The sequence below is a fragment of the Pseudomonas sp. ADAK2 TE3594 genome (genome assembly GCF_053628675.1).
The window spans coordinates 2,483,609-2,506,707 of sequence record NZ_JBRJGV010000001.1; the positions used below are offsets into that span (position 1 = coordinate 2,483,609).

The 23,099-nt window shown below is 61.4% G+C and carries 17 protein-coding genes; 14 read left to right on the forward strand and 3 right to left on the reverse strand.

The genetic code is table 11. The features are described from left to right. The first annotated feature begins 110 nt into the window (after positions 1 to 110). The 4 genes from AB7M22_RS11260 (at position 111) to AB7M22_RS11275 (ending at position 7,488) form a co-directional block, all read left to right on the forward strand. On the forward strand, positions 111 to 3,158 hold the full coding sequence (locus tag AB7M22_RS11260; protein WP_454186327.1) for an autotransporter domain-containing protein: 3,048 nt from the start codon (positions 111 to 113) through the stop codon (positions 3,156 to 3,158). A gap of 23 nt (positions 3,159 to 3,181) precedes the next feature. Next, the gene (locus tag AB7M22_RS11265; RefSeq protein WP_454186328.1) at positions 3,182 to 4,879 is read left to right on the forward strand and encodes a polyurethane esterase; all 1,698 of its coding nucleotides are present in this window, start codon (positions 3,182 to 3,184) and stop codon (positions 4,877 to 4,879) included. 97 nt (positions 4,880 to 4,976) lie between these two features. Next, positions 4,977 to 6,830, forward strand: a complete 1,854-nt coding sequence (locus AB7M22_RS11270; RefSeq protein ID WP_454186329.1) for a polyurethane esterase — start codon at positions 4,977 to 4,979, stop codon at positions 6,828 to 6,830. A 283-nt stretch (positions 6,831 to 7,113) separates the two neighbouring features. Next, positions 7,114 to 7,488: a hypothetical protein gene (locus tag AB7M22_RS11275; RefSeq protein ID WP_454186330.1), complete on the forward strand. Its 375-nt coding sequence runs from the start codon at positions 7,114 to 7,116 to the stop codon at positions 7,486 to 7,488. Positions 7,489 to 7,640: 152 nt separating this feature from the next. Here the strand turns inward: AB7M22_RS11275 and AB7M22_RS11280 are convergent, their stop codons facing one another. Continuing rightward, a complete protein-coding gene (locus tag AB7M22_RS11280; RefSeq protein ID WP_454186331.1) occupies positions 7,641 to 8,567 on the reverse strand; it encodes a 2-hydroxyacid dehydrogenase in 927 nt (308 codons plus the stop codon). A gap of 272 nt (positions 8,568 to 8,839) precedes the next feature. On the opposite strand from AB7M22_RS11280, the gene gabT reads away from it, so the two are divergent. The 6 genes from gabT (at position 8,840) to AB7M22_RS11310 (ending at position 15,286) form a co-directional block, all read left to right on the forward strand. After that, the gene (gabT, locus tag AB7M22_RS11285) at positions 8,840 to 10,132 is read left to right on the forward strand and encodes a 4-aminobutyrate--2-oxoglutarate transaminase (protein ID WP_454186332.1); all 1,293 of its coding nucleotides are present in this window, start codon (positions 8,840 to 8,842) and stop codon (positions 10,130 to 10,132) included. Positions 10,133 to 10,227: 95 nt separating this feature from the next. Next, positions 10,228 to 10,884 carry a 2-haloalkanoic acid dehalogenase gene (locus AB7M22_RS11290; protein ID WP_454186333.1) on the forward strand — a complete coding sequence of 219 codons (657 nt, stop codon included), beginning with the start codon at positions 10,228 to 10,230 and terminating at the stop codon, positions 10,882 to 10,884. 45 nt (positions 10,885 to 10,929) lie between these two features. Further along, entirely contained in the window at positions 10,930 to 11,418 is a 489-nt protein-coding gene (locus AB7M22_RS11295) for an Lrp/AsnC family transcriptional regulator (protein ID WP_008055821.1), read from the forward strand. Between the two features lie 428 nt (positions 11,419 to 11,846). Continuing rightward, positions 11,847 to 12,620: a DUF4198 domain-containing protein gene (locus AB7M22_RS11300; protein ID WP_454186334.1), complete on the forward strand. Its 774-nt coding sequence runs from the start codon at positions 11,847 to 11,849 to the stop codon at positions 12,618 to 12,620. A gap of 39 nt (positions 12,621 to 12,659) precedes the next feature. Beyond that, the gene (locus AB7M22_RS11305; RefSeq protein ID WP_063343677.1) at positions 12,660 to 13,865 is read left to right on the forward strand and encodes a DUF1624 domain-containing protein; all 1,206 of its coding nucleotides are present in this window, start codon (positions 12,660 to 12,662) and stop codon (positions 13,863 to 13,865) included. Between the two features lie 77 nt (positions 13,866 to 13,942). Then, positions 13,943 to 15,286: an OprD family porin gene (locus AB7M22_RS11310; protein WP_454186335.1), complete on the forward strand. Its 1,344-nt coding sequence runs from the start codon at positions 13,943 to 13,945 to the stop codon at positions 15,284 to 15,286. 177 nt (positions 15,287 to 15,463) lie between these two features. On the opposite strand, the gene AB7M22_RS11315 is transcribed toward AB7M22_RS11310, so the two are convergent. Further along, positions 15,464 to 16,177 carry a cupin domain-containing protein gene (locus tag AB7M22_RS11315; protein WP_454186336.1) on the reverse strand — a complete coding sequence of 238 codons (714 nt, stop codon included), beginning with the start codon at positions 16,175 to 16,177 and terminating at the stop codon, positions 15,464 to 15,466. A gap of 69 nt (positions 16,178 to 16,246) precedes the next feature. Further along, the gene (locus tag AB7M22_RS11320) at positions 16,247 to 17,104 is read right to left on the reverse strand and encodes a GNAT family N-acetyltransferase (RefSeq protein WP_454186337.1); all 858 of its coding nucleotides are present in this window, start codon (positions 17,102 to 17,104) and stop codon (positions 16,247 to 16,249) included. Positions 17,105 to 17,344: 240 nt separating this feature from the next. On the opposite strand from AB7M22_RS11320, the gene AB7M22_RS11325 reads away from it, so the two are divergent. The 4 genes from AB7M22_RS11325 to AB7M22_RS11340 all read left to right on the forward strand — a co-directional run bounded on the left by AB7M22_RS11325 (position 17,345) and on the right by AB7M22_RS11340 (position 23,075). After that, positions 17,345 to 18,817, forward strand: coding sequence for an aldehyde dehydrogenase family protein (locus AB7M22_RS11325; protein ID WP_454186338.1), 1,473 nt, complete (start codon positions 17,345 to 17,347; stop codon positions 18,815 to 18,817). Between the two features lie 539 nt (positions 18,818 to 19,356). Next, positions 19,357 to 20,025 carry a haloacid dehalogenase type II gene (locus AB7M22_RS11330; protein ID WP_008076604.1) on the forward strand — a complete coding sequence of 223 codons (669 nt, stop codon included), beginning with the start codon at positions 19,357 to 19,359 and terminating at the stop codon, positions 20,023 to 20,025. Between the two features lie 43 nt (positions 20,026 to 20,068). Further along, positions 20,069 to 21,343, forward strand: a complete 1,275-nt coding sequence (locus AB7M22_RS11335) for an NAD(P)/FAD-dependent oxidoreductase (RefSeq protein WP_454186339.1) — start codon at positions 20,069 to 20,071, stop codon at positions 21,341 to 21,343. A 94-nt stretch (positions 21,344 to 21,437) separates the two neighbouring features. Next, on the forward strand, positions 21,438 to 23,075 hold the full coding sequence (locus AB7M22_RS11340) for an ABC transporter substrate-binding protein (protein ID WP_454186340.1): 1,638 nt from the start codon (positions 21,438 to 21,440) through the stop codon (positions 23,073 to 23,075). Positions 23,076 to 23,099 lie beyond the last annotated feature (24 nt).

Genomic DNA, 23,099 nt, shown 5'->3' on the forward strand with positions numbered 1-23,099 from the left:
ATTGATGTTGACTGACACACCGCCTTCGCGGGCAAGCCTCGCTCCTACAGGAATTGAGGCAAGCCTCTTGTCACAAGGATTTTGGCAACACAACTAAGGACGGTAGCTCGATGATTAACAAGTACAACAACCTTGCCTTGCTCTGCGCATTGGCCACCCTGGGCACCGCACACGCGGCGCCCTACGTGGAAAACGGCAGGACAGGCGATCCCGATAGCTGGCGCAGCACGGAGTTCAACGCCGATTGGGGCCTGGGGGCGATCAATGCTCAGGAGGCCTATGCCGCCGGTTACACCGGCAAAGGCGTGAAACTGGGAATCTTCGATCAACCGGTTTACGCCTTGCACCCGGAGTTTTCCGGGGCCAATAAGGTGATAACCCTGGTCACCAGTGGCATCCGCGAATACACCGACCCGTACATTCCGGTCAAAGCCGGGGATGCCTTTCTGTATGACGGTTCGCCCTCGGTGGGCTCCAACGGCAAACTTGGCGCCCACGGCACTCACGTTGGCGGGATCGCCGCGGGCAGTCGCGATGGCGGCCCAATGCACGGCGTCGCCTTTGGCGCGCAGATCATCAGCGCCGACAACGGCGACCCGGGCCCGGAAGACGGGATCATTCGCGGCAACGACGGCGCGGTGTACAAGGCCGGTTGGGATGCCCTGATCGCCAGCGGCGCGCGGATCATCAACAACAGCTGGGGCATCGGCATCACGGATCGCTTCGACCTCGGTGGCCGGGACCCGGCGTACCCGCACTTCACCGTGCAGGACGCGCAACTGCAGTTCAACGAGATCCAGACCTTGCTGGGGACCAAACCCGGCGGTGCCTACGACGGCGCCATCGCGGCGGCCCGCAGCGGCATCGTAACGATCTTCGCCGCCGGCAACGACTACAACCTCAACAACCCGGACGCCATCGCCGGTCTCGGTTACTTCGTCCCGGAGATCGCGCCGAACTGGATGACTGTCGCCGCGTTGCAGAGAAATCCGGACACCAGCAGCCCCGACCCTTACAACATCAGCACCTTCTCGTCGCGTTGCGGCTACACCGCGAGCTTCTGCGTGTCGGCCCCGGGCAGCCGCATCTACAGCTCGATTATCAGCGGCACCAATGCCGGTGACCTGACCACCGGCTACGCCAATTACAACGGCACCTCCATGGCGGCGCCGCACGTGGCAGGCTCGGTGGCGGTATTGATGGAACGCTTCCCGTACATGACCGGCGCGCAAGTCGCCAGCGTGCTGCGCACCACTGCCACCGACCTCGGCGCACCCGGCGTCGACTCGCTGTACGGCTGGGGCATGATCAACCTGCGCAAAGGCATCGATGGCCCGGCCATGTTCGTCACCGAGCAGGACATTCCCGAAGAATTCCGCATCGACGGCGCCTACGGCTCCAGCCAGTTTGTCGCTGACTTGCCGGGTATCGGCGCGATCATCGATGCCGGCAAACCCACCGAGCGCGTGTGCAATGACGTGCACTGTGGACTCGACGTGTGGCGCAACGACATTTCCGGCCATGGCGGCCTGACCAAGCAGGGCATCGGCACACTGGTACTGACCGGCGCCAATACCTACGCCGGCCCGACCCTGGTCAATCAGGGCCGATTGGCCATCAACGGATCGTTGCTGTCAGCCGTCACTGTCAATGACAGCGGCATCCTCGGCGGTAACGGCAGCATCGCGGCGCTGACCGCGAAAAGCGGCGGTACCGTGGCGCCCGGCAATTCCATCGGCACCTTGCAGGTGGCGGGCGACGTGACTTTCGAGCCTGGCTCGACCTACGCCGTAGAGCTGTCGCCCACCAGCAGCGACCAGATTATTGCCAGTGGCAAGGCGATCATCGAGGGCGCAACGGTCAGCCTGTCGCTGGAAAACAGCCCGACATTGCTGACCACCGGTGAAGCGAAAAGCCTGCTCGGCAATCAGTACAACATCCTGCAAGCGGCCGGCGGAATCGAAGGGCGCTTCGGTGCGGTGGTGCCGGACTACCTGTTCCTCGGTGGCACCCTCGACTACTCGGCGGGCGGCATTCAACTGGCTGTGGAGCGCAACGCGACATCCTTCACCAGCGCCGGGCGGACTCCAAACCAACGCGCCGTGGCCGCTGCCGCCGAGCAACTGGGCGCAGGCAATCCACTCTACGAAACCCTGCTGCTGTCGCCGACTGCCGCCGTGGCGCAACAAGCGTTCCAGCAACTGTCCGGCGAGATTCATCCGGCAATCGGCACGCTGCTGATCAGCGACAGCCGTTACCTGCGTGATGCAGTCGGCGAGCGTCTGCGTGAACACGATTTGTTCGACGCCGGGGCACCGACCGATGACCGCAGCAACGCCTGGCTCAAAGTGCTCGGCGCCTGGGGCAAGAGCGATGGCGGGCATGACAACGCCAGTTCCAACAGCTCCATTGGCGGGCTGCTGGCCGGTGTCGATGGCTTGATCACTGAAGATACGCGACTGGGTTTCGTCACCGGTTATAGCGACAGTTCATTGAGCATGGGCGATGGCACACATTCGTCGGCCTCGGTCGACAGCTACCACTTGGGTGCGTACCTGGGCCATGAAATCGACGCGTTGCGCCTGAGCGTCGGTGGCGCTTACAGCTGGCATCGCATCGACGTCAAACGTGACCTGCAATTTAACGGCGTCAGCGGCAAGCAGAAATCCAAACGCGATGCGACCTCCGCGCAACTGTTCACCGAAGCGGCATATCGCCTGGACCTGCAACCGATCGCTCTGGAGCCATTCGTTAACTTGGCCTACGTGCACTTGAACACTGAAAGTTTCAGCGAAAAAGGTGACGCCGCTGCACTCAAGGGCGGGGAAAACAACCGCGACGTGGTGCTTTCGACCCTTGGCCTGCGGGCGAGCAAAGCCATTGCGTTGTCCGACCAGCAACAGCTGGAACTGTCCGGCACGCTCGGCTGGCAGCACAACCTGAGCAACACCCGTTCCGAAGACCACTTGGCCTTCGTCAACGGCAACACCGCGTTCAGCGTGCAAAGCGTGTCCATGGACCGCGATGCCGCGGTGGTCGGTGCCCGTGCCGGATTGGCGCTGGGCCGCGATACCCGTTTGAACCTGGATTACAACGGGCTGCTCGGCTCCCGGGAAAAAGACCACGGTGTGGGCCTGACCCTGGACTGGCAGTTCTGATTTGACGCTAAGGAAGCAAGAAGATGGGACTGTTTGATTACAAAAATGCCGGCAGTGAGGCCGGCAAGGCGCTGTACTCCGACGCGATCGCGCTGACGCTCTACGCGTACACGCCGACCGGCCAGCCACTGCCGGCGACCGCTTGGGCGCCGATTGGCGCTGCAGCGTTGGGCTATCAGGGCAACGTCGGGGCTCAAGGCACTTTCTATGGTGAGAAGGACGGCTTCACCAGCGCCGAAGCCGAAGTGCTCGGTAAATACGACGGGGCAGGCAAGCTGATCGGCATAGGTATCGCCTTCCGTGGCACCGGCGGCCTGGGGTACAGCGACACCTTCGGCGACATGAAAAACAATCTGCTGGCCGCGGTCGGCCCGGTGGATTACGCAACGAACTACGCGAAAAACGCCTTCGATACTTTGCTGAAAAGCGTCGCCGCGTTCGCCATCGCCCACGGCTTGAGTGCCAAGGACGTATTGGTCAGCGGGCATAGCCTCGGTGGGTTGGGGGTCAACAGCCTCGCGGAGTTGAGCGGCAATAACTGGGGCGGTTTTTTCAAGGACGCCAACTACATCGCCTTCGCCTCGCCGACCCAGAGCGCCACCGGCTACAACGTGCTGAACATCGGCTACGAGAATGACCCGGTGTTTCGAGTGCTCGACGGCACCACCTTCAGCAGTGGCTCGCTGGGCAAGCACGATGGTCATCAGGAGTCGGCGACCAACAACATCGTCAACTTCAATGACCAATACGCCTCCACCGCGCAGAACCTGGTGCCGTTCAGCATCCTCAATCCGCTGAACTGGTCGGCCCACGGTTCGTTGGGCTATGCCGACGGCTTGAACCGGGTGATCGACTCGCGCTTCTACGACCTCACCGACAAGGACTCGACGCTGATCGTGTCCAACCTGTCGGAATCGTCCCGAGGCAGCACCTGGGTCGAGGACCTGGGCCGTAGCGGCGAGCCGCACACTGGCAGCACCTTCATCATCGGCACCGACAGCAATGACTGGCTCAAGGGCGGCGCGGGCAATGACTTCATCGAAGGCCGTGACGGTAACGACCGGTTCCGCGATGACGGTGGCTACAACCTGCTGCTGGGTGGCAAGGGCAGCAACACTTTCGAGCTGCAGAAGCCGTTGCAGAACTTCAGCTTTGCCAATGACGGCGACGGCACGCTGTATGTGCGTGACGCCTACGGCGGCATCAGCATGACCCGCGACATCGGCGCGCTGTTGAGCAAGGAATCGGGTTCGTGGTGGGGCAGCAAGGAGGTGACCTACAACGTCACCGCCAACGGTTTGCTCAACGGCAGTGAACTGACCCACTACAACCACTCGCTCAACGGCGATGGCTACGGCAACACACTGGTGGCCAGCGTCGACGGTGACTGGCTGTTCGGCAACGCGGGTGATGACCTGCTGCGCAGCGACAAAAGCCACGTGACCTTCGTCGGTGGCGCGGGCAATGACGTGATGCAGGCCTCGGGCGGCAACAACACATTCCTGTTCAGCGGCGCCTTCGGCTTCGATGCGATCAATGGCTACCAGGGCAGCGACAAACTGGTGTTCATGGGCGTGCAGGGCGCGGGGCAGGGTTATGACTACACCCAGCACGCGACCCAGGCCGGCAACGACACTGTGCTCAAGATTGGCGATTACGCCGTAACGCTGGTGGGCGTGGGGCTGGATAATCTCTCGGCTTCGGGAATTACCTTCGCGTAAAGGCTGCATGCACTAAATGCTCCGGGGCGCCTCGTCAGTGAGGCGTCCTGGTTGTGAGCTATCTCTGACAATTTCAACAAAGAGAGAGGCAATATCAATGGGTGTGTACGACTACAAAAACTTCGGTACAGCAGACTCCAAGGCGATGTTCAGCGACGCCATGGCGATCACGCTGTATTCCTATCACAACCTCGACAACGGTTTCGCCACCGGTTACCAGCAAAACGGCTTCGGCCTGGGCTTGCCGGCAACCCTGGTCACCGCACTGATCGGCGGCACCGACTCCCAGGGCGTCATTCCCGGCATTCCCTGGAACCCCGATTCGGAAAAGGCTGCGCTCGAAGCTGTGCAAAAAGCCGGCTGGACGCCGATCACCGCCGCGCAACTGGGCTATGACGGCAAGACCGACGCTCGTGGAACCTTCTTCGGCGAGAAGGCCGGTTACACCAGCGCGCAGGTGGAGATCCTCGGCAAGTACGACGCCCAGGGTCATCTCACGGAAATCGGTATCGCTTTTCGCGGCACCAGTGGCCCGCGGGAAATCCAGATCGGCGACTCCATCGGTGATGTGATCAACGATCTGCTGGCGGCGTTGGGCCCCAAGGATTATGCGAAAAACTATGTGGGCGAAGCCTTCGGCAATCTGCTCGGTGACGTTGCAGCATTTGCCCAGGCCAATGGGCTGTCGGGCAAGGACGTGCTGGTCAGCGGCCACAGCCTTGGCGGGTTGGCGGTCAATAGCCTGGCGGATTTGAGTAGCAACAAATGGTCCGGGTTCTACCAGGATTCCAACTACATCGCCTACGCCTCACCGACTCAAAGCAGCAGCGACAAAGTGCTGAACATCGGTTATGAAAACGACCCGGTGTTCCGCGCCCTCGATGGCTCCTCGTTCAACTTGTCCTCGGTAGGCGTGCACGATGCCGCCAAGGATTCGACGACCGATAACATCGTCAGCTTCAACGACCACTACGCCTCGACGGCGTGGAACGTGCTGCCGTATTCCATCCTCAACATCCCCACCTGGATCTCGCACTTGCCCACCGGTTACGGCGACGGCATGACCCGGGTGCTGGAGTCGAAGTTCTACGATCTGACCAGCAAGGATTCGACCATCATCGTCGCCAACCTCTCGGACCCGGCGCGCAGCAACACTTGGGTCCAGGACTTGAACCGCAACGCCGAAACCCACAAGGGCAGCACCTTCATCATCGGCAGCGACGGCAATGACCTGATCCAGGGCGGCAAGGGCAACGACTACCTGGAAGGCCGCGACGGTAACGACACCTTCCGCGATGGCGGTGGCTACAACATCCTGTTGGGCGGCAAGGGCAGCAACGTGTTGGACCTGCAGCAGTCGGTGAAGAACTTCACCTTTGCCAATGACGGTGCCGGTAACCTGTACGTGCGCGACGCCAATGGCGGCATCAGCATCACCCGCGACATCGGCAGCATCGTGACCAAGGAGCCGGGTTTTCTCTGGGGGGTGTTCAAGGATGACGTGACCCACAGCGTCACCGCCAATGGCCTTGCGGTCGGCAGCAACCTGACCCAGTACGCCTCAAGCGTGAAGGGCACGGCCGGGGCCGATACGCTCAAGGCACACGCAACGGGCGACTGGTTGTTTGGCCTCGATGGTAACGACCATTTGATCGGCGGCGCCGGCAACGACGTGTTTGTCGGCGGGGCGGGTAATGACCTGATGGAGTCGGGCGGCGGGATCGATACGTTTCTGTTCAGCGGCGCGTTTGGCCAGGACCGGGTGGTGGGCTATCAAGCCAACGACAAACTGGTGTTCCTCGGCGTTCAGGGCGTTGCGCCGAACGACGACTTCCGCGCCCATGCCACGGCGGTGGGGCAGGATACGCTGCTGACGTTTGGCAGTGATTCGGTAACCTTGGTGGGTGTGGGGCTGGACAGTTTGTCCGGTAGCGCGTTTGTGATCGCCTGACGGTAGCGGGGCGCCTGTCAGGGCCCTATCGCGGGCGAGCCCGCTCCCACAGTGGTTGGTGATGTTCACAAAATCTGTGTCCGCATCAAATCCCTGTGGGAGCGGGCTTGCCCGCGATGAACGATAACGCGGTAAACCTGCCTGTCTACGTGACCCGCCGGTCACTCTCGAACTCCAATACCTGCACCAACAGGAATCTGGCACTAAACCATCAGCCCATCCACGCGTTATCCCTATGACGCCGGTGCTGCATGCCGCCATTGAGTACAGGAGATTTTGCAACGTGAGTAACAGCAAGAGGTACACCTTCGGTCTGGCGCTGGCCTTTATATCGGCAACCGCCGCCGCAGAACTGCCTCAGAGCTCGATTCTGACCCGTTACGGGGTCACCTCTGATCAACTGCCGAAACCGGCCGCGATCGAAACCACCAAACCCACCACGCCCGTCGAAGAAAAAAGCCGCTTTCAGATCCAGCCGGAACAGCCCTGGGTGACAGTACGCCTGGGCGACGGCAAACCACCGGAGCAGACCGGCAATATCAGCATCGATCGTTCGATGCAGCAGGAACGGGAGCGTTGCCAGCGGATGCAGGAACGACTGATACGGCAAGGAGGGCAGTCCTTCTCCTGCGATAACAGTATTTCTGCAACTCACTAAACATAGCGGGTGCCTTTTAAGTCAGAGAAACCTGTGGCGAGGGAGCTTGCTCGCGCTTGAGTGCGTAGCACTCACCAAAATCGGCAATGGTTGTCAGATTCTTGGGGCCGCTACGCAGCCCAGCGCGAGCAAGCTCGCTCGCCACAAAACGATCAATAACCCTGCGCCCGATCGATCTCCCCGAGCATCGGCTCACCCCGTTGATGCCGGCGAATATTCTCCAGCAAAACCTCAAAGGCGCTTTCTGGCTGGGTCATCGCCGCGATGTGCGGTGTCAGCAGAATCTGCGGGTGGTGCCAGAACGGATGATCCACCGGTGCCGGTTCCTGCTGCAGCACATCAAGGACCGCGCCGCTCAAATGCCCGCTGTCCAGCGCCTCGAGCAGATCTCCTTCCACCAGATGCCCGCCACGGCCCATGTTGATCAGCGCTGCGCCACGGGGCAGTTGTTCAAACAGCCTGCGATCAAGAATGCCCTGGGTCTGTTCGGTCAGCGGCAACACACACAACAGAATGTCGCACTGGCTGAGGAACGCTGGCAGCTGCTGGTTGCCGGCGTAGCAATCGACCCCCGGAATTTGATGGGCACTGCGCGCCCAGCCGGACAAGGCAAAACCCAGCGGTTGCAAGGTTGCCAGAATCTGCCGGGCCTGAGCGCCGAGCCCCATGATCCCGACCCGGCGCCGGGCGGCCGGTTGCAGCAAGTGCGCTTGCCAGCAGCGGGCCATTTGTTGCTGGCGATAGCGCAGCATTTCCCGGTGCAGGCTGAGCACGGCAAAACTGGCGTATTCGCACATGCCACGGGTGATGCCGGGGTCCAGCAAGCGCACCACCGGCAAGCTCGCCGGCAGGCGATTGAGGTCGAGTTGATCGACGCCAGCGGACAAGGCAAACAGCACCTGCAGATTGGGCAGCACAACCGCAAGATCGTCGGGTGCCTGCCACGCGGCCAGGTACTGAATGTCCTTCGGGTCGCCGATGTCCGGCCACGCGCGCCATTCGATATCCGGCGCGTGTTCGGCGAACAGCGCTTGCCATTGTTCGCCGCGCACAGGGTCAGCTTTATACAGCAGGGCCATGGGCAATTCCTGAAAGGTGAAGGGGCTGCCCATCATCGCGCAACGCCAACGCAGGATCTGTCGAAAGCAGCGGGTTTAACGCGTTGAGTAACGTTGTATCGGCCACGCACCGGCAGATTCGGCGGGCTGAAGGAATCTGCCGTTTGGCGGGGTGAAAACAGTCGATCCGAATTTCTCAGGGGCCAAGTTCGGCGTAGTTCGTTTCGCGCAAGCCTTAACCTGAACACCATCGCAACCACTTCCCGGTTGCCGGACTCACGATGGGAAATGCCATGAACAGCAAAGTCGACGAAACCCCTCATTTGCTCCGTCAGCGCGATCAATTCGTGCCACGTGGCCTGGTTACCGCGCATCCGTTGGTGATCGATCGGGCCCAAGGTTCAGAATTGTGGGACGTGGACGGCAAGCGCTACCTGGACTTTGTCGGCGGTATCGGTGTGCTGAACATCGGTCACAATCACCCAAAGGTGGTCGCGGCGGTGCAGGCGCAGCTGCAAAAAGTCTCCCACGCCTGTTTCCAGGTGGTGGCCTACAAGCCTTATCTCGACCTGGCCCAGCGCCTGTGCGAAATGATCGGTGGCCAGGAATCTTATAAAGCGGCGTTCTTCACGTCCGGCGCCGAAGCGGTGGAAAACGCGGTGAAGATCGCCCGCGCCCACACCAACCGTTCGGCGGTAATTGCCTTTCGCGGCGGGTTCCATGGCCGGACCTTGCTCGGCACCACGCTGACTGGCATGAGCCAGCCCTATAAACAGAACTTCGGGCCGTTCGCGCCGGAGGTCTTCCACACCCCGTATCCAAATGCCTATCGCGGTGTCACCAGCGACATGGCGCTCAAGGCGCTGGACGAATTGCTGGCCACTCAAGTGGCGCCCGAGCGGGTCGCGGCGATCATCATCGAACCGGTGCAGGGCGATGGCGGTTTCCTCTCGGCACCGACAGAGTTTCTTCAGGCCCTGCGTGCCCTGACTGAAAAACACGGCATCGTGCTGATTCTCGATGAAATCCAGACCGGTTTCGGTCGTACCGGCAAATGGTTCGGTTTCCAGCACGCCGGCATCCAGCCGGACCTGGTCACCGTGGCCAAGAGCCTGGCCGGTGGCTTGCCGCTGTCCGGTGTGGTCGGCAAGGCCGAGATCATGGACGCACCATTGCCCGGCGGCCTCGGCGGGACTTATGGTGGTAACGCGCTGTCGTGCGCGGCGGCGCTGGCGGTGATCGAGGCTTATGAGCAAGAGCAGTTGCTGGCCCGTGGCGAAGCCTTGGGCGAGCGCCTGCGTGAAGGGTTGTTGCGCTTGCAGGCCCGTTACCCGCGCATCGGTGACGTGCGCGGCAGCGGCTTCATGCTGGCGATCGAGCTGATCAAGGATGACGACGCGCGCACCCCCGATGCCGACCTGAACCAACGGCTGATCGACGAAGCCCGGGCCGGTGGCCTGCTGGTGATCAAGTGCGGCGTGTACCGCAACGTGCTGCGCTTCCTCGCACCGCTGGTGACCAGCGAAGCACAGGTGGACGAAGCGTTGCAGATTCTCGACGCGGCACTGGCACGAGTCTTGAACTGAGCTCACGCCTGCTCGGGGCGGTGCCACAAGGCATCGCCCGTGAGCATTTATGGAGCATGGATTGATGGAATGCATCATCGGAGGCTTTACACACCATGGGGCTGACTGATTATCGAGCGTTGCTGATCGATTGCGATGAGGTCCTGGTGGATCGCGATTCCGGGGTCTGGACGGCGTTGCAACCGCTGCTCGACAGCCGTGGCGGTCACCCGGACAAGGCACAGGTGCTGGCCGAGTTCAGTGAAGTGGTGCATGCGCTGTACCCGCGCTTCGGCGAGCTGGGTTTCAGTGGCTTGCTGTGCTTCGCCCACCGTCAATTGGCCGAGCGCTGGGCGCTGAAAGCCAGTTGGGAGGAGGGTATGAGCTTTGCCCGGTCGGTGGCGAGTTGGTCGTTGTTCGAAGACGCACCCGGCGCGATGCTGTACCTGCGCAAGTTCTATCGCCTGTTGGTGCATGGCGATCGTGATGCCGAGGATCGGGGTCTGCTGTGCGAGCGCTTGGGGATCATGCCCGACGATTTTATTTCTCTGGCCAGCGATCCGCTGCGGGATCACGATTGGCTGGCGGCCAATGAGCTTGATGCAAAAACCATCCTCCAGGTGACCCGACCCTCCGCCCGGCCACAAGGGACGGGCGCTGTCTGCCTGATCTGTCGCGGCCGGGGCAAACACCCGACGCCGTGCGCGGCGGATTACTGCATCAACAGCATGGCGGATCTGGTGGCTCAGCATCAGCTGTCTTTACGGCGCTGATTTTGCTAGAAGATTGTCTTACAAACGGCAGTCAAGAGGTACGCAATGGAAGGTTTAGTAAAACTGGACCGGATCGACATCAGCATTTTGGTTGAGCTGCAAAAGGACGGGCGCATGACCAACGTCAGCCTGGCCGATGCCGTGGGCCTGTCGGCCAGCCCCTGCCTGCAACGGGTCAAACGGCTTGAGTCGGCCGGGTACATTTCCAGCTACAAGGCCCATCTGAATCTGGCCAAGATCACCGACTCGGTCACGGTGTTCACCGAAATCACCTTGAGCGACCACAAGCGCGAAGACTTCGCCAAGTTCGAATCCAATATCCGCCTGGTCGATGAAGTACTCGAATGCCACCTGATCAGCGGCGGCTACGATTACCTGGTGCGCTTCATGACCCGCAGCATTCAGCATTATCAGGAAGTGATCGAAAGCCTGCTGGACAAGAACATCGGCATCTCCAAGTACTTCAGCTACATCGTCATCAAATCGCCCGTGCTCAAGGACGGCGTGCCGCTGCGCAAATTACTGCGTCACTGAAACTGACTCCGCGAACACATCCGTCGTCCATTCCATGCCCCGCCAGCCTGCCGCGCCTTTGAAAAAGACGCGCGACGGGCTGATGCCGCATTCCCTGTGGGAGCGGGCTTGCCCGCGATGGCTGCGTAACATTCAACACATTCGTTGACTGACATTCCGCTATCGCGGGCAAGCCCGCTCCCATAGGTTCCTCATGCACCTCGATTGGACATGGAGGCCGCAGAACCTCTCTGCGCGCTTCACGCTGGCGCAGGCCGCATAAAGAGCTGTTTACGCGGCAAAAACAGTCTTCATTTGCGTAATGAGCAATGAATTCGGGACGAGGCGCAAAATAACCTGCGTTGTAATGCGTTCAGAGAGAGGGGCAGGTCGTTGCAGGGCTGCAACGATCCATGGAACAACACCGATCGGAGCGCAAAAAAATGCGAATGAGCAACGCAAAAAAAGCACTGTTGGGTTACGGCGTCTTCATGCTGGCGAGCAGCAGCGAGGCGCATCAAATCTGGTACGAGCAGCCACCGGGGCAACCCTTGGCGTTGTACTACGGCGAATATGACAAGAACATGCTGGAAGTCACCCCGGGCGGGATGGACCGGTTCCGGCAACTCAAGGGTTGGTCGATCAGCAACAAGTCCCAACCGTTGAGCCTGACCTTGCAGCGCCAGGCATTTGCCGTGGCGCATCAAACCAAAGCGGATGACTCGCTGCTGGCCCAGGATGCGCATTACCCGATCTTCGACCTTCACGAAGGCGATAAAACCCTGAAGGCCTACTGGACGCCCGCCACCCGTTGGGTCGGCGACTTGCGTGCGCGCACCCCGGAACTGACCCTGGATATCGTGCCCACCGGTGTCGCTGATGCAGGCAAGGCGCAGTTCCAGGTGTTCTATGCGTACAAGCCCCTGGCCGATCAGGACGTGGTGCTGGAAACCGGTTCCGGTGAAGTGTTTACCCGGCGCACCGATGCGGCTGGCAAGGTCAGTTTCGAGCTGCCCTGGCAGGGCACCTATGTGGTGGCCGTCGAACACAAGGACCACGTCTCTGGCGAGCGTGTCAACCCGCAGGGCCAGGCCGAAGCCTTTGACGTGAAGAGCTTCAGCTCGACGCTGTCGTTCTATCGAAAGGAAGGTCAGGTACCCTTGCCGCGGGCGCCGTCGCAGCTGCCGGCATCGGAAATTGCCAGGCTGAAAAAACAGGGCTGAGCCAGCGGTAGTCCACTGACCACGACATGAGTGACTGATATGACCCTATCTACAGGTGTGGCAGGGCAGGCGGGAAGTGTTTCCCCTGCGCTTGCTACCAGCGCTGCAAAAACCAATACCCGGATGCTGGCCATCGATGCCTTGCGCGGCTTCGTCATGCTTTTAATGCTCATCGACCACGTGCGGGAAACCTTTCTGCTGCACCGCCAGGTCACCGATCCGATCGATGCGCTGAGTGTCACGCCGGACTTGTACTTCACCCGCATGCTCAGCGAGATCTGCGCCCCGGTGTTCATTTTCCTCACCGGCTTGTCGGCCTGGCTCTACAGCCAGAAACACACGGCCAGCGAGACGTCGGTGTTCCTGCTCAAGCGCGGGTTGTTCCTGGTGTTCCTGGAGCTCACATTCGTCTGCTTTGCGTGGAACGCCGAGTTCCCGCCCAAGACGTTGTGGCTGCAAGTGATCTGGTGCATCGGTATCTGCATGATCGTGCTCGCCGGGTTGCTGCACTTCAAGCGCGGTTGGCTGATCGTGCTCGGGGTGGCGATTGTCGCCGGGCACAACCTGCTCGACGGCGTGACCGTGGGGCCGGAGTCGCCGTTCTTCGTACCATGGTCGATTCTGCATCAGCGGGTGTTCATCGACATCACCGAGTTCACCCGGGCTCGCACCACCTATCCGGTGTTGCCGTGGATCGGGGTGATTTTGCTGGGCTGGGCCATCGGGCCATGGTTCGGCAAGGACATGGAACCGGCCGAGCGGATTTCCCGGTTGCTGAAAGTCGGCGTCGGCCTGCTGGTGGCGTTCGTGTTCATCCGTTACCTGAACGTTTACGGCGAGAAGCCGTGGGTGCAAACCGGTGACTCGCTGCGCACCTTCATGAGCTTCATGAGCGCGAAGAAGTACCCGCCGTCGCTGATGTTCCTGATGCCGACCCTCGGCTTGGGGCTGATCCTTTTGGCGTTGTTCGAGAAGGCCCAGGATCGCTGGTCCACCGCGACCCTGGCGATCTACGGCGGGGCGCCGATGTTCTTCTATTTGCTGCACCTGTACGTGCTCAAGGCCATGTACCTGGTGGCCGTCGCGATCTGGGGCGCCAATCAGGGCACCTATTACGGCTTCGATGACCTGCCCATGGTCTGGCTATGGAGCGTGATCCTCGGGGTGTTGCTGTTCTTCCCTACGCGCTGGTTCGCCAACCTCAAACAGCGCCGTCGCGACATCGCGATTCTCAAATACCTCTGATTGCCCTTCGGTGTCCCCCATTCGGCGGGACACCTTGCCTACCTGCTACGTACGACTGATTTTCCAGGAGTCAAACTGTGAAGACGTTAACCACGCACGCCCTGCTTTTGGCCTTGGGAGGGCAAAGCCTGCTCGCTCAGGCATCGGAACAAGACAACGCCAAAGGCTTTTTAGAGGATGGCCAATGGAACCTGCTCAATCGCAGCGTCTATGACCGTCGCGATTATGAACACGGCTCGCTCAGCAATGGCGCGCGCAACGCCTATAAACCCAGGGCCCAGCGCAGTGATCTGGCGCAAGAGTGGGCATACGGTCTGATGGCCGATGTGGCTTCGGGTTTCACCACCGGCACCGTAGGCTTCGGGCTGGACGCGCACCTGTATTCCGGCTGGCAACTGGACAGCGGAGGCGGGCGCGCCGGCAAGGCTCGACTGTTGGGCGTGGACAACGAAGGTCACCCCAAAGACGAGTTCAGCCGAGGTGGCGCGGCGGCCAAGCTGCGTTTTTCCTCCACCGAATTACGTTACGGCGAGCAGCGGGTGAAAACCCCGGTGTTCGGTTCGTCCGACAGCCGCTTGTTGCCCGAAACCGCCACCGGCTGGCTGCTGACCAGCCGCGAACTGCCTGGCACCACGTTGTATGGTGGGCACTTCAATGAGAGCACCGACCGTAACGCCACCAGCCATGACCAGGGTTTCGTGGTCAATTACTCCAACGGCAAACAGGGCAACAGTTTCGACTTGATCGGTGCGCGCAACACCTCGGTCAAGGGACTCAATGCCAGCCTGTTCAGCGCGGTGTATGACGATACCTGGCGTCAGCACTACTTGGGCGCGGTCTACACCCAGCCGTTGGCCGAAGGCCAGGACCTGATCTTTGACCTCAATCTGTATCGAACCCAGGACACTGGCAAAGCCTTGTCGGGCCGTATCGACAACACCACCTGGAGTTTTCTCTCCACCTACAAGGTCGGCTCCCACAGCTTCGGCCTGGGTTATCAAAAGGTCGACGGCGACACGCCCTACGACTACGTGACCCGTGGCGCGATCTACCTGAGCAACGCGGTGGCGCTGTCCGACTTCAACGCCCCCGAAGAAGCGTCCTGGCAGGCCCGCTACGATCTGAACATGGCCGGCTACGGCGTTCCTGGCCTGACCTTCGGTGCGCTGTATGTGCGCGGCAGTGGCATCGACGGCAGTCACATGGACCCGAACGGTGGTTACAAATGGCTGGGTTACGGGCAGGGCGGCAAGCATTGGGAACGTGATCTGCAAGCCAGGTACGTGGTGCAATCGGGACCGGCGAAAAACCTCGGATTCACCCTGCGGCATGCGGTCCATCGGGGGAATTCGGCGCAGGCCGAACTGGATGCCAATCAGATTCGTCTGGCGATTGAATATCCGTTGGGTGGGAAGTTCTGAGGCGCCTGTGGGAGCGGGCTTGCCCGCGATGACGGCGGCAGATCCGACATTGATGTAACAGACATCACGCTATCGCGGGCAAGCCCGCTCCCACAGGGAGTCTGGGATGCCAGGTTAATGTGTCTGACACGCTGCTATCGCGGGAAAGGTCGCCCCCACAGTTCAAATCGGTCAGCGCTATTTGACGGCATAAACCTTGCGCACATACCGCGCACTGCTCCAGGCGCATGGCGCGCCTTGGGGTACGAACACGGTATCACCGGGGTTGACGGTTACGCTGGTTCCATCGGGTGCCTGCAAGGTCACGCTGCCTTCGAGCAGGTGCATAAGTTCGTTGAGTTTGTGCGCTCGACCATGGCGGGTGTACGGCGTCGAATCCCAGACACCCACGCGCAGATCAGTGGCGTCATCTTCGAAGGCATTGCGGGAACGGCACTGCGGCGTGGGCCCGATGAGTATTTGCGGTTCCGGGGCCGCCGAAGGGGACAGCATCGCCAATGGGTCGAGCGCGGTCAGCCCCGGCGTCGGTTCGGCAGTGGGGCTGGTGACGGCGCAGAAGGCCCAGCACGTATTGGGTTGTGCCTGAACTCGCAGTGCCGTACCGCGACCGATCACGGCGCTGGCACCGATTCCCAGTTCCAGCGTCTGCTCCGGGGATTGCAACACGACGTGCCCGGCATGGACCACGATCACTTCGGTGTGCGGAAAGTCATCGATATCGAGGGTTTTGCTGGTGTGAACAATGCCCGCCGATACGCTGTCGGACCCGGTGTAGGCGACCTGACGGCCGTCCATGAACGGATCGATGGAGCTCAAGGGTGCTGTTTTGAAAGGCGTAGAAATACGGCTGCCGTCGGCGCGAGCCAACAGCAGGACGGTAGGTTGAGACATACGGGTGACGCTCCCTGCAAATGGGGGGTAGAAGGTGTTGGATGGCGCTTGTTTCAACGCGCGCCGGGGTCAACCAATGGCTTGGGTGACGAGGGCAAATTGGCGAACGCCGTTGACCGCTTGCGGCGGTGTGCCGAGTGCCATTTGTGCCACGGTATCGACCTGCTTGAGGCCGGCCAGCTCCAGCCATTCGCCCAAGCCACTGTCCGCTGGAATGTCGATCCGCACAAAGGCGTCCGGCACCTGAGCCAACAACACGGCGATCAGGTGTTTGGCCTGCTCAGGAGTTTCGGCGATGACCGGACCGATACAACGACCGCGGCCGAAGGGACGCAGCAGGGCGAAGGCACGCAATTGACCGTCGCGCTCGATGCCCACTGACTGCTCGACCACCTCGAACAGATCCGTAAGCACCGCTTGGCGGTCCAGCCCGCTGCCAGCGTTGGCCAGTGCCAGTTGACGAACCTGATCAGCCGCGCGCAGCGGGCGACATTCTTCACCGTCGGCCAGTGCTTCAAGTGCGGGTGCTTGCGCCTGGCCTTGATGCTGCTGAACCCGGCCGAACTCGACAAAACCCTGGCTGGCATAAAGCGGGGCGCCGGCGAGTGTGGCATTGAGCATCGGCGTGCATGACTGGCAAGCCTCAAGCGCAAGCTCCATCAACCGGCGACCGATGCCCTTGCCCTGATAGTCATCACTGACGATCACCAGGCCGATGGTCGCGTATTTGCCTTGCGGACAGGCGAACGCGCTGCCGATCAATCGCTCGCCATCGAGCACCACGAAGCCTTCGCTGACCCGCTGCAACATCGCCCAGTCTTCCTGGCGATGGGGCCACTTCAACTGCACGGACAAGGCGTGGGCCGAGGGCAGATCGGCGGCAGTCATCGGCCGATAGACATAAGCGGAAGGGTGCGAGGCGGACATGGCGAGTCTCCGTTTTCAGTGTGCGCGATCAACCGGTTTTCCGGCGCTAGGGTGCTTGTATCCCATCTGCGTGAAGGCCTGACAAGGGGGCCGGGAAGATTCGGCAGATTCCTCACGTCGAAGGCGTACAGACCACACTTACTACTTAATTGCCCCATAAGGTCGGCAGCAAATGCTTGGGCTTTTTTTCTACGATGGAGGCCTGAGTTCACGACTCGCCGTCCCTTTTTGGAGTGCTCCATGGATAGCTTCGATCCTCGCCTTATCGCTGTGCGCAGCGCTCACTTTATTGCCGGTCAATACCGCGATGCCCGACCGGGACTGGAAGTGGTTCGCCCTTCGGACGGCCAGGCCTATGCCCAGTTGCCGATCGCCGATGCCGACCTGGTGGATGAGGCGGTCAATGATGCCTGGCAGGCTTTTAATCGCAGCGACTGGGCCAGCCGTCCACCCCGGGAGCGGGCGCGAGTCATGCGCCGCTGGGCCGATCTGATCGAAGCCGATGCCGCCGTCCTGGCGCCGCTGGAAGCGGTGGGTTCGACTCGTCCGCATAAAGATGTGATCGCCTGGGATATTCCTTACGTGGCGGAAGGCATTCGTTTTTTTGCCGAACTGGCGGACAAGCACGGCGGCCATGTCGCGGCCACCCAGACTGATCGGTTGGGCATGCAGATCGCCGAACCGTACGGCGTGATTGCCGCCATTGCGCCGTGGAATTTCCCGTTGAGCATGGCCTCCTGGAAGGTCGCCCCGGCGCTGGCCGCAGGCAATGCGGTGGTGCTCAAGCCGTCGGAGCTGACGCCGTTCTCTAGCCTGCGCTTCGCCGAGCTGGCGGTGCAGGCGGGTATCCCTGCAGGTATTTTCAACGTGGTGCAGGGCGATGGCCGCATCACCGGCGACGCTTTGTGTCGTCATCCTCGGGTGGGTAAGGTGACCTTCACCGGGTCCACGGCGACCGGGTCGAGCATCATGTCCACCTGCGCGCTGGTGGGACCGAAACCGGTGACGCTGGAGCTGGGCGGCAAGAGCCCACAACTGGTGTTCGCCGACGTGCCGGACATCGCGAAAACCGCGCGCACCGTGGCACTGGCCATTACCGGCAACGCCGGGCAAGTGTGCGTGTCCGGTTCGCGGCTGTTGATTGAACGCTCGATCATGGAGCCGTTCATTGCGCACTTGCAGGCGTATTTCGAAGAGTTGCGCCCAGGGCCGACCTGGTCGTCCGAGAGCACGCTGTCGCCGATCATTTCCCGGCTGCAGGCCAACCGCATTGACGGCATTGTCCAGCGTTCGCGCCAGGCGGGGGCCGAAGTGTTGACCGGCGGTGGTTTATTCGAAGGGCTGGGTGGGGCTTATTACCAACCGACCTTGCTGGCGGGTCTGGATAATCAGAACCCGGCGGTTTGCGAAGAGATCTTCGGCCCGGTGCTGACGGTGCAGGCGTTCGATGATGAAGAGCAGGCATTGAGCCTGGCCGCACACGCCACCTACGGCCTGGCGGCGGGCGTGCACACGGCTGACATCAATCGCGCGTTGCGGCTGGTCCGGCGTCTGGAGGCGGGCACGGTGTGGGTCAACCGTTACGGCCGCAGCAACGACTACATCCTGCCGACCGGCGGCTACAAACGCTCCGGCATCGGCAAGGACCTGGGGCGCGAAGCGTTCGAAGCCAACTTGCGCTTCAAGAGCGTGCTGATCGATATCGTGCAGTAACGCCTGACACATAACCCTGTGGTGGAGCTGCCTGTGGCGAGGGGGCTTGCCCCCGTTGGGTCGCGAAGCGGCCCCAAAAAACATTCACCGCGTTCCACCAGGTAAAACGCGTCAGCCGGTTTTGCGACTGCTTCGCAGTCGAACGGGGGCAAGCCCCCTCGCCACAGGGATCCGTTAACCGCAGATCGTCGACAGGTTTCAAACCGCACCCAAACGGGCGCTTCCTCACCGAAGCGCCCGTTTTCGTTCAGCCCGGCGCAGGTTCTGCCGTGAATGCGGGCGTTTTTGAGACTCGCGCGGCCATCAAGGTCCATAAAAGCGCACAAATACGGGGTTTGCCCAAGGCTGGAGCGAGCCGCAAAGTCTGCTGAGGGGGGTGGCTAAAACGGTGGTTTGTATCAAGCAGAGGTCGCTTTTAACGCCATCTGCTGGTTTCACGGTGTTGTAATGACGGTGTGCTGCAGCGTTGCATCGCCGCTCCCGAAACGCAGCGAATGCCTGTCGCGCCATGACCTCAACGAACTTCAGGACCGCACACAATGAGCTTTCTTCGCCCCAAATTCATTACGTTCGACTGCTACGGTACGCTGACCAATTTCCACATGGGCACGATGACTCGCGAACTGTTCGCCGATCGCGTGGTACCCGAGCAGATGGATCAGTTCGTCAAGGATTTCTCCGCCTATCGTCTGGATCAAGTGATGGGTGACTGGCGGCCTTATGATGAAATTCTCAAGACCGCCCTGGCGCGGACCTGCAAGCGTTGGGGCATCGAATACCGTGACGAAGGTCAGCTGTATTACGACGCCGTGCCGACCTGGGGCCCACACCCGGACGTGCCGGCCGGCCTGTCGAAAATCGCCGACAAGATTCCCCTGGTGATTTTCTCCAACGCCAGCAACAGCCAGATCATGTCCAACGTCGACAAACTCGGCGCGCCGTTTCACAAGGTCTTCACCGCCGAACAGGCCCAGGCCTACAAGCCGCGTCTGGCCGCATTCGAGTTCATGCTCGACAACCTCAACTGTGGCCCGGAAGACATCTTGCATGTGTCCTCCAGTTTCCGTTACGACCTGATGCCGGCCCACGACATGAAGATCAAGAACAAGGCCTTCGTCGCCCGTGGCCACGAAGTCCCGGCCAATGCCTTCTACGGCTACCAGCAGATCACCGACATCGGTGGGTTGGCGGCGCTGGTCGGTCTCTGAGTCGAACGGTAACGGCACTCTTCTTGGCATAGGTGGATTAAACATGGGCAGTGAATCCTACTGGCTCGACACCGCACCGGCGTTTACCGGTGCTCAGCCCGGTGCGTTGCCCGGGCAGGTCGACGTGGCCATCGTCGGTGGTGGTTTCACCGGCCTGGCGGCGGCTCGGGCATTGGCGCTGCAGGGCGCCAGTGTGGTGGTGCTGGAAGCTGGAAGGGTGATCGGCGAAGCCTCCGGGCGCAACGGCGGCCAGTGTAATACCGGCGTTGCCCAGGACTACGCCGGGCTGAGCGCCAGCCTCGGTGCCGACAAGGCCCGCGCCTATTACCAGGCCTATGAAAGCGCGGTGCACAGCGTGGTGTCGCTGGTGGAGCAGGAGCAAATCGCCTGCGACCTCAAGCGCAACGGCAAGCTCAAACTGGCGGCCAAACCGATGCACTACGAAGGCCTGGCGCGTACCTGCGAATTGATTCGTAAGGAAGTCGATGCCGAGGTCGAGTTGCTGTCCGCCGAACAGACCCGCGCTGAAGTGAATTCGGCCCAGTTCCATGGCGGTTTACTGCAGCGCAACGGCGTGCAGATGCACGTCGGGCGCTTCGGTGTGGGGCTGGCCGAGGCGGCGGCGCGTCATGGCGCGTTGATCTATCAAGGCACGCCAGTGACAGACTGGAAAGCCCAGGCCGGCGGCTATCGGGTCAACACCGCCAAGGGTTCGCTGCACGCCGGGCAAGTATTGCTGGCGACCGGTGCCTGTCAGCACGGCGGCCTGGGCTGGTATCGGCGGCGGATCGTGCCGGTCGGCAGTTTCGTGATCGCCACCGAGGTGCTGCCACAGACCCTGATCGATCAATTGCTGCCCGGTCGGCGTGCCTATGTCACCAGTCGCATGATTGGTAACTACTTTCGCCTGACCCCGGACAATCGCTTGCTGTTCGGCGGCCGTGCGCGGTTTGCGATGTCCGACAGCGTGTCCGACGCCAAGAGCGGCAAGGTGCTGCAAGCGGCGATGGTGCAGATGTTCCCGCAGTTGGCCAACGTCAAGATCGACTACTGCTGGGGCGGGCTGGTGGACATGACCTCCGACCGCTTGCCTCGCGCCGGTCAGCACGGCGGGGTTTATCACTCCATGGGCTACAGCGGCCATGGCGTACAGATGTCGGTGCATATGGGCCAGGTGATGGCCGAGGTGATGGCCGGCAAGGTCGAGGCCAATCCCTGGCGCGAACTCGACTGGCCGGCGATTCCCGGGCATTTCGGCAAGCCGTGGTTCCTGCCGTTCGTAGGCGCTTATTACCGTTTTCAGGACTATTTGCATTGAGTTGATGTTGTGGCGTCACCGTCGTTTGCGTTTCCAGGACGCTCCGGTTAACCGCGAGCACTCGAGCCTCATTTTTTCGACAGGTACAACTGATATGACTGACAACAAGATCGACTCCCAACTGATCTCCGGCCAGGAAAGCCTGCGGGTATTCGAAGGCCTCAATCGCGGCATGTCGCGCCGCAACGCCTTGCAGATGCTCGGCGTGGCGGGTGTCGCCGCAGCGGGTGCCGGTAGCCTGTTCGGCGCCGCCGGCAAGCTCTTCGCCGAAGAAGCCGCGACCCCGGGCAAAGGCAAGCCGGGCGGGCGGATTCGCGTCGCCGGCATGTCCAGCTCCACCGCCGATACCCTGGACCCGGCCAAGGGCGCGTTGTCCACCGACTACGTGCGTCACTTCATGTTCTACAACGGCCTGACCCGATTCGACAGCCATCTGGTGCCGCAACTGGAACTGGCCGAACGCATCGACAACACCGACGCGACGCTGTGGATCATCACCCTGCGCAAGGACGTGACCTTCCACAATGGCAAGACCCTGAGCGCCGCGGACGTGGTGTACTCGCTGTCGCGCCACAAGGACCCGCTGACCGGTTCCAAGGTCATGCCGCTGATGGCGCAGTTCGAGGAGATCAAGGCCACCGGCACCCACGAAGTGCAGATCCGCCTGAGCGCGCCGAACGCCGAACTGCCGTCGATCCTCGCGGTGTCGCACCTGATGATCGTTCCCGAAGGCACCACCGACTTCAACCAGGGCATCGGCACCGGGCCGTTCAAGGTCAAGGAATTCAAACCGGGCGTGCGCTCGATTGCCGCGCGCAACACCGGCTACTGGAAACCGGGCCTGCCATACCTGGACGAAATCGAGTTCATCGCGATTGCCGACGAACCGTCACGGATCAATGCGTTGCTGTCGGGCGACGTGCACATCATCAACGAGGTCAACCCGCGCTCGACCACGCGGATCAAGGCCAGCACCACCCACCGCGTCGTCGATGCACCGTCGGGCAACTACACCGATTTGATCATTCGTCAGGATCAGATGCCCGGCAAAAGCGCCGAATTCACTCAGGCCATGAAGCACCTGCTCGATCGCGAACAGGTCAAGTCCGCGGTGTTCCGAGGCTTTGCGGTGGTCGGTAATGACCATCCCATTTCCCCCGGTTCGCGCTACTACAACGCCGACCTGCCGCAGCGGGTCTACGACCCGGAAAAAGCCAAATTCCTGCTGAAGAAGGCTGGCATGGAAAGCATCAGCATGCCGCTGATGTGCTCACCGGCCGCGACCGGTTCGGTGGACATCGCCGTGCTGCTGCAGCAATCGGCGAAACAGGCCGGGCTCAAGCTCGATGTCAACCGCTTGCCCAGCGACGGCTACTGGTCCAACCACTGGATGAAGCACCCGCTGAGCTTCGGCAACATCAACCCACGGCCGAACGCCGACGTGATGTTCTCGCAGTTCTTCCAGTCCACCGCGCCCTGGAATGAATCGGGTTGGAAGAACGATCAGTTCGACCAGTTGCTGATGCTCGCCCGTGGTGAAACCGACGACGCCAAGCGCAGCAAGATGTACGCCGACATGCAGGCCCTGGTGCACGACCACAGCGGCATCGGTGTGCCGGTGTTCATCAGCAACATCGACGGCGTCGACCAGCGCATCAAAGGCTACGGCAGCAACCCGTTGGGCGGTTTCATGGGCTACATGTTCGCCGAGCAGATCTGGCTGGATGCCTGATCGGCGGCGCAAGCGTGTAACGCG

Coding starts and splice junctions, on each gene's coding strand:
- AB7M22_RS11260 (WP_454186327.1), top strand. CDS start 111: ATGATTAACAAGTACAACAACCTTGCCTTGCTCTGCGCATTGGCCACC.
- AB7M22_RS11265 (WP_454186328.1), top strand. CDS start 3,182: ATGGGACTGTTTGATTACAAAAATGCCGGCAGTGAGGCCGGCAAGGCG.
- AB7M22_RS11270 (WP_454186329.1), top strand. CDS start 4,977: ATGGGTGTGTACGACTACAAAAACTTCGGTACAGCAGACTCCAAGGCG.
- AB7M22_RS11280 (WP_454186331.1), bottom strand. CDS start 8,567: ATGGCCCTGCTGTATAAAGCTGACCCTGTGCGCGGCGAACAATGGCAA.
- gabT (WP_454186332.1), top strand. CDS start 8,840: ATGAACAGCAAAGTCGACGAAACCCCTCATTTGCTCCGTCAGCGCGAT.
- AB7M22_RS11290 (WP_454186333.1), top strand. CDS start 10,228: ATGGGGCTGACTGATTATCGAGCGTTGCTGATCGATTGCGATGAGGTC.
- AB7M22_RS11295 (WP_008055821.1), top strand. CDS start 10,930: ATGGAAGGTTTAGTAAAACTGGACCGGATCGACATCAGCATTTTGGTT.
- AB7M22_RS11300 (WP_454186334.1), top strand. CDS start 11,847: ATGAGCAACGCAAAAAAAGCACTGTTGGGTTACGGCGTCTTCATGCTG.
- AB7M22_RS11305 (WP_063343677.1), top strand. CDS start 12,660: ATGACCCTATCTACAGGTGTGGCAGGGCAGGCGGGAAGTGTTTCCCCT.
- AB7M22_RS11315 (WP_454186336.1), bottom strand. CDS start 16,177: ATGTCTCAACCTACCGTCCTGCTGTTGGCTCGCGCCGACGGCAGCCGT.
- AB7M22_RS11320 (WP_454186337.1), bottom strand. CDS start 17,104: ATGTCCGCCTCGCACCCTTCCGCTTATGTCTATCGGCCGATGACTGCC.
- AB7M22_RS11325 (WP_454186338.1), top strand. CDS start 17,345: ATGGATAGCTTCGATCCTCGCCTTATCGCTGTGCGCAGCGCTCACTTT.
- AB7M22_RS11330 (WP_008076604.1), top strand. CDS start 19,357: ATGAGCTTTCTTCGCCCCAAATTCATTACGTTCGACTGCTACGGTACG.
- AB7M22_RS11335 (WP_454186339.1), top strand. CDS start 20,069: ATGGGCAGTGAATCCTACTGGCTCGACACCGCACCGGCGTTTACCGGT.
- AB7M22_RS11340 (WP_454186340.1), top strand. CDS start 21,438: ATGACTGACAACAAGATCGACTCCCAACTGATCTCCGGCCAGGAAAGC.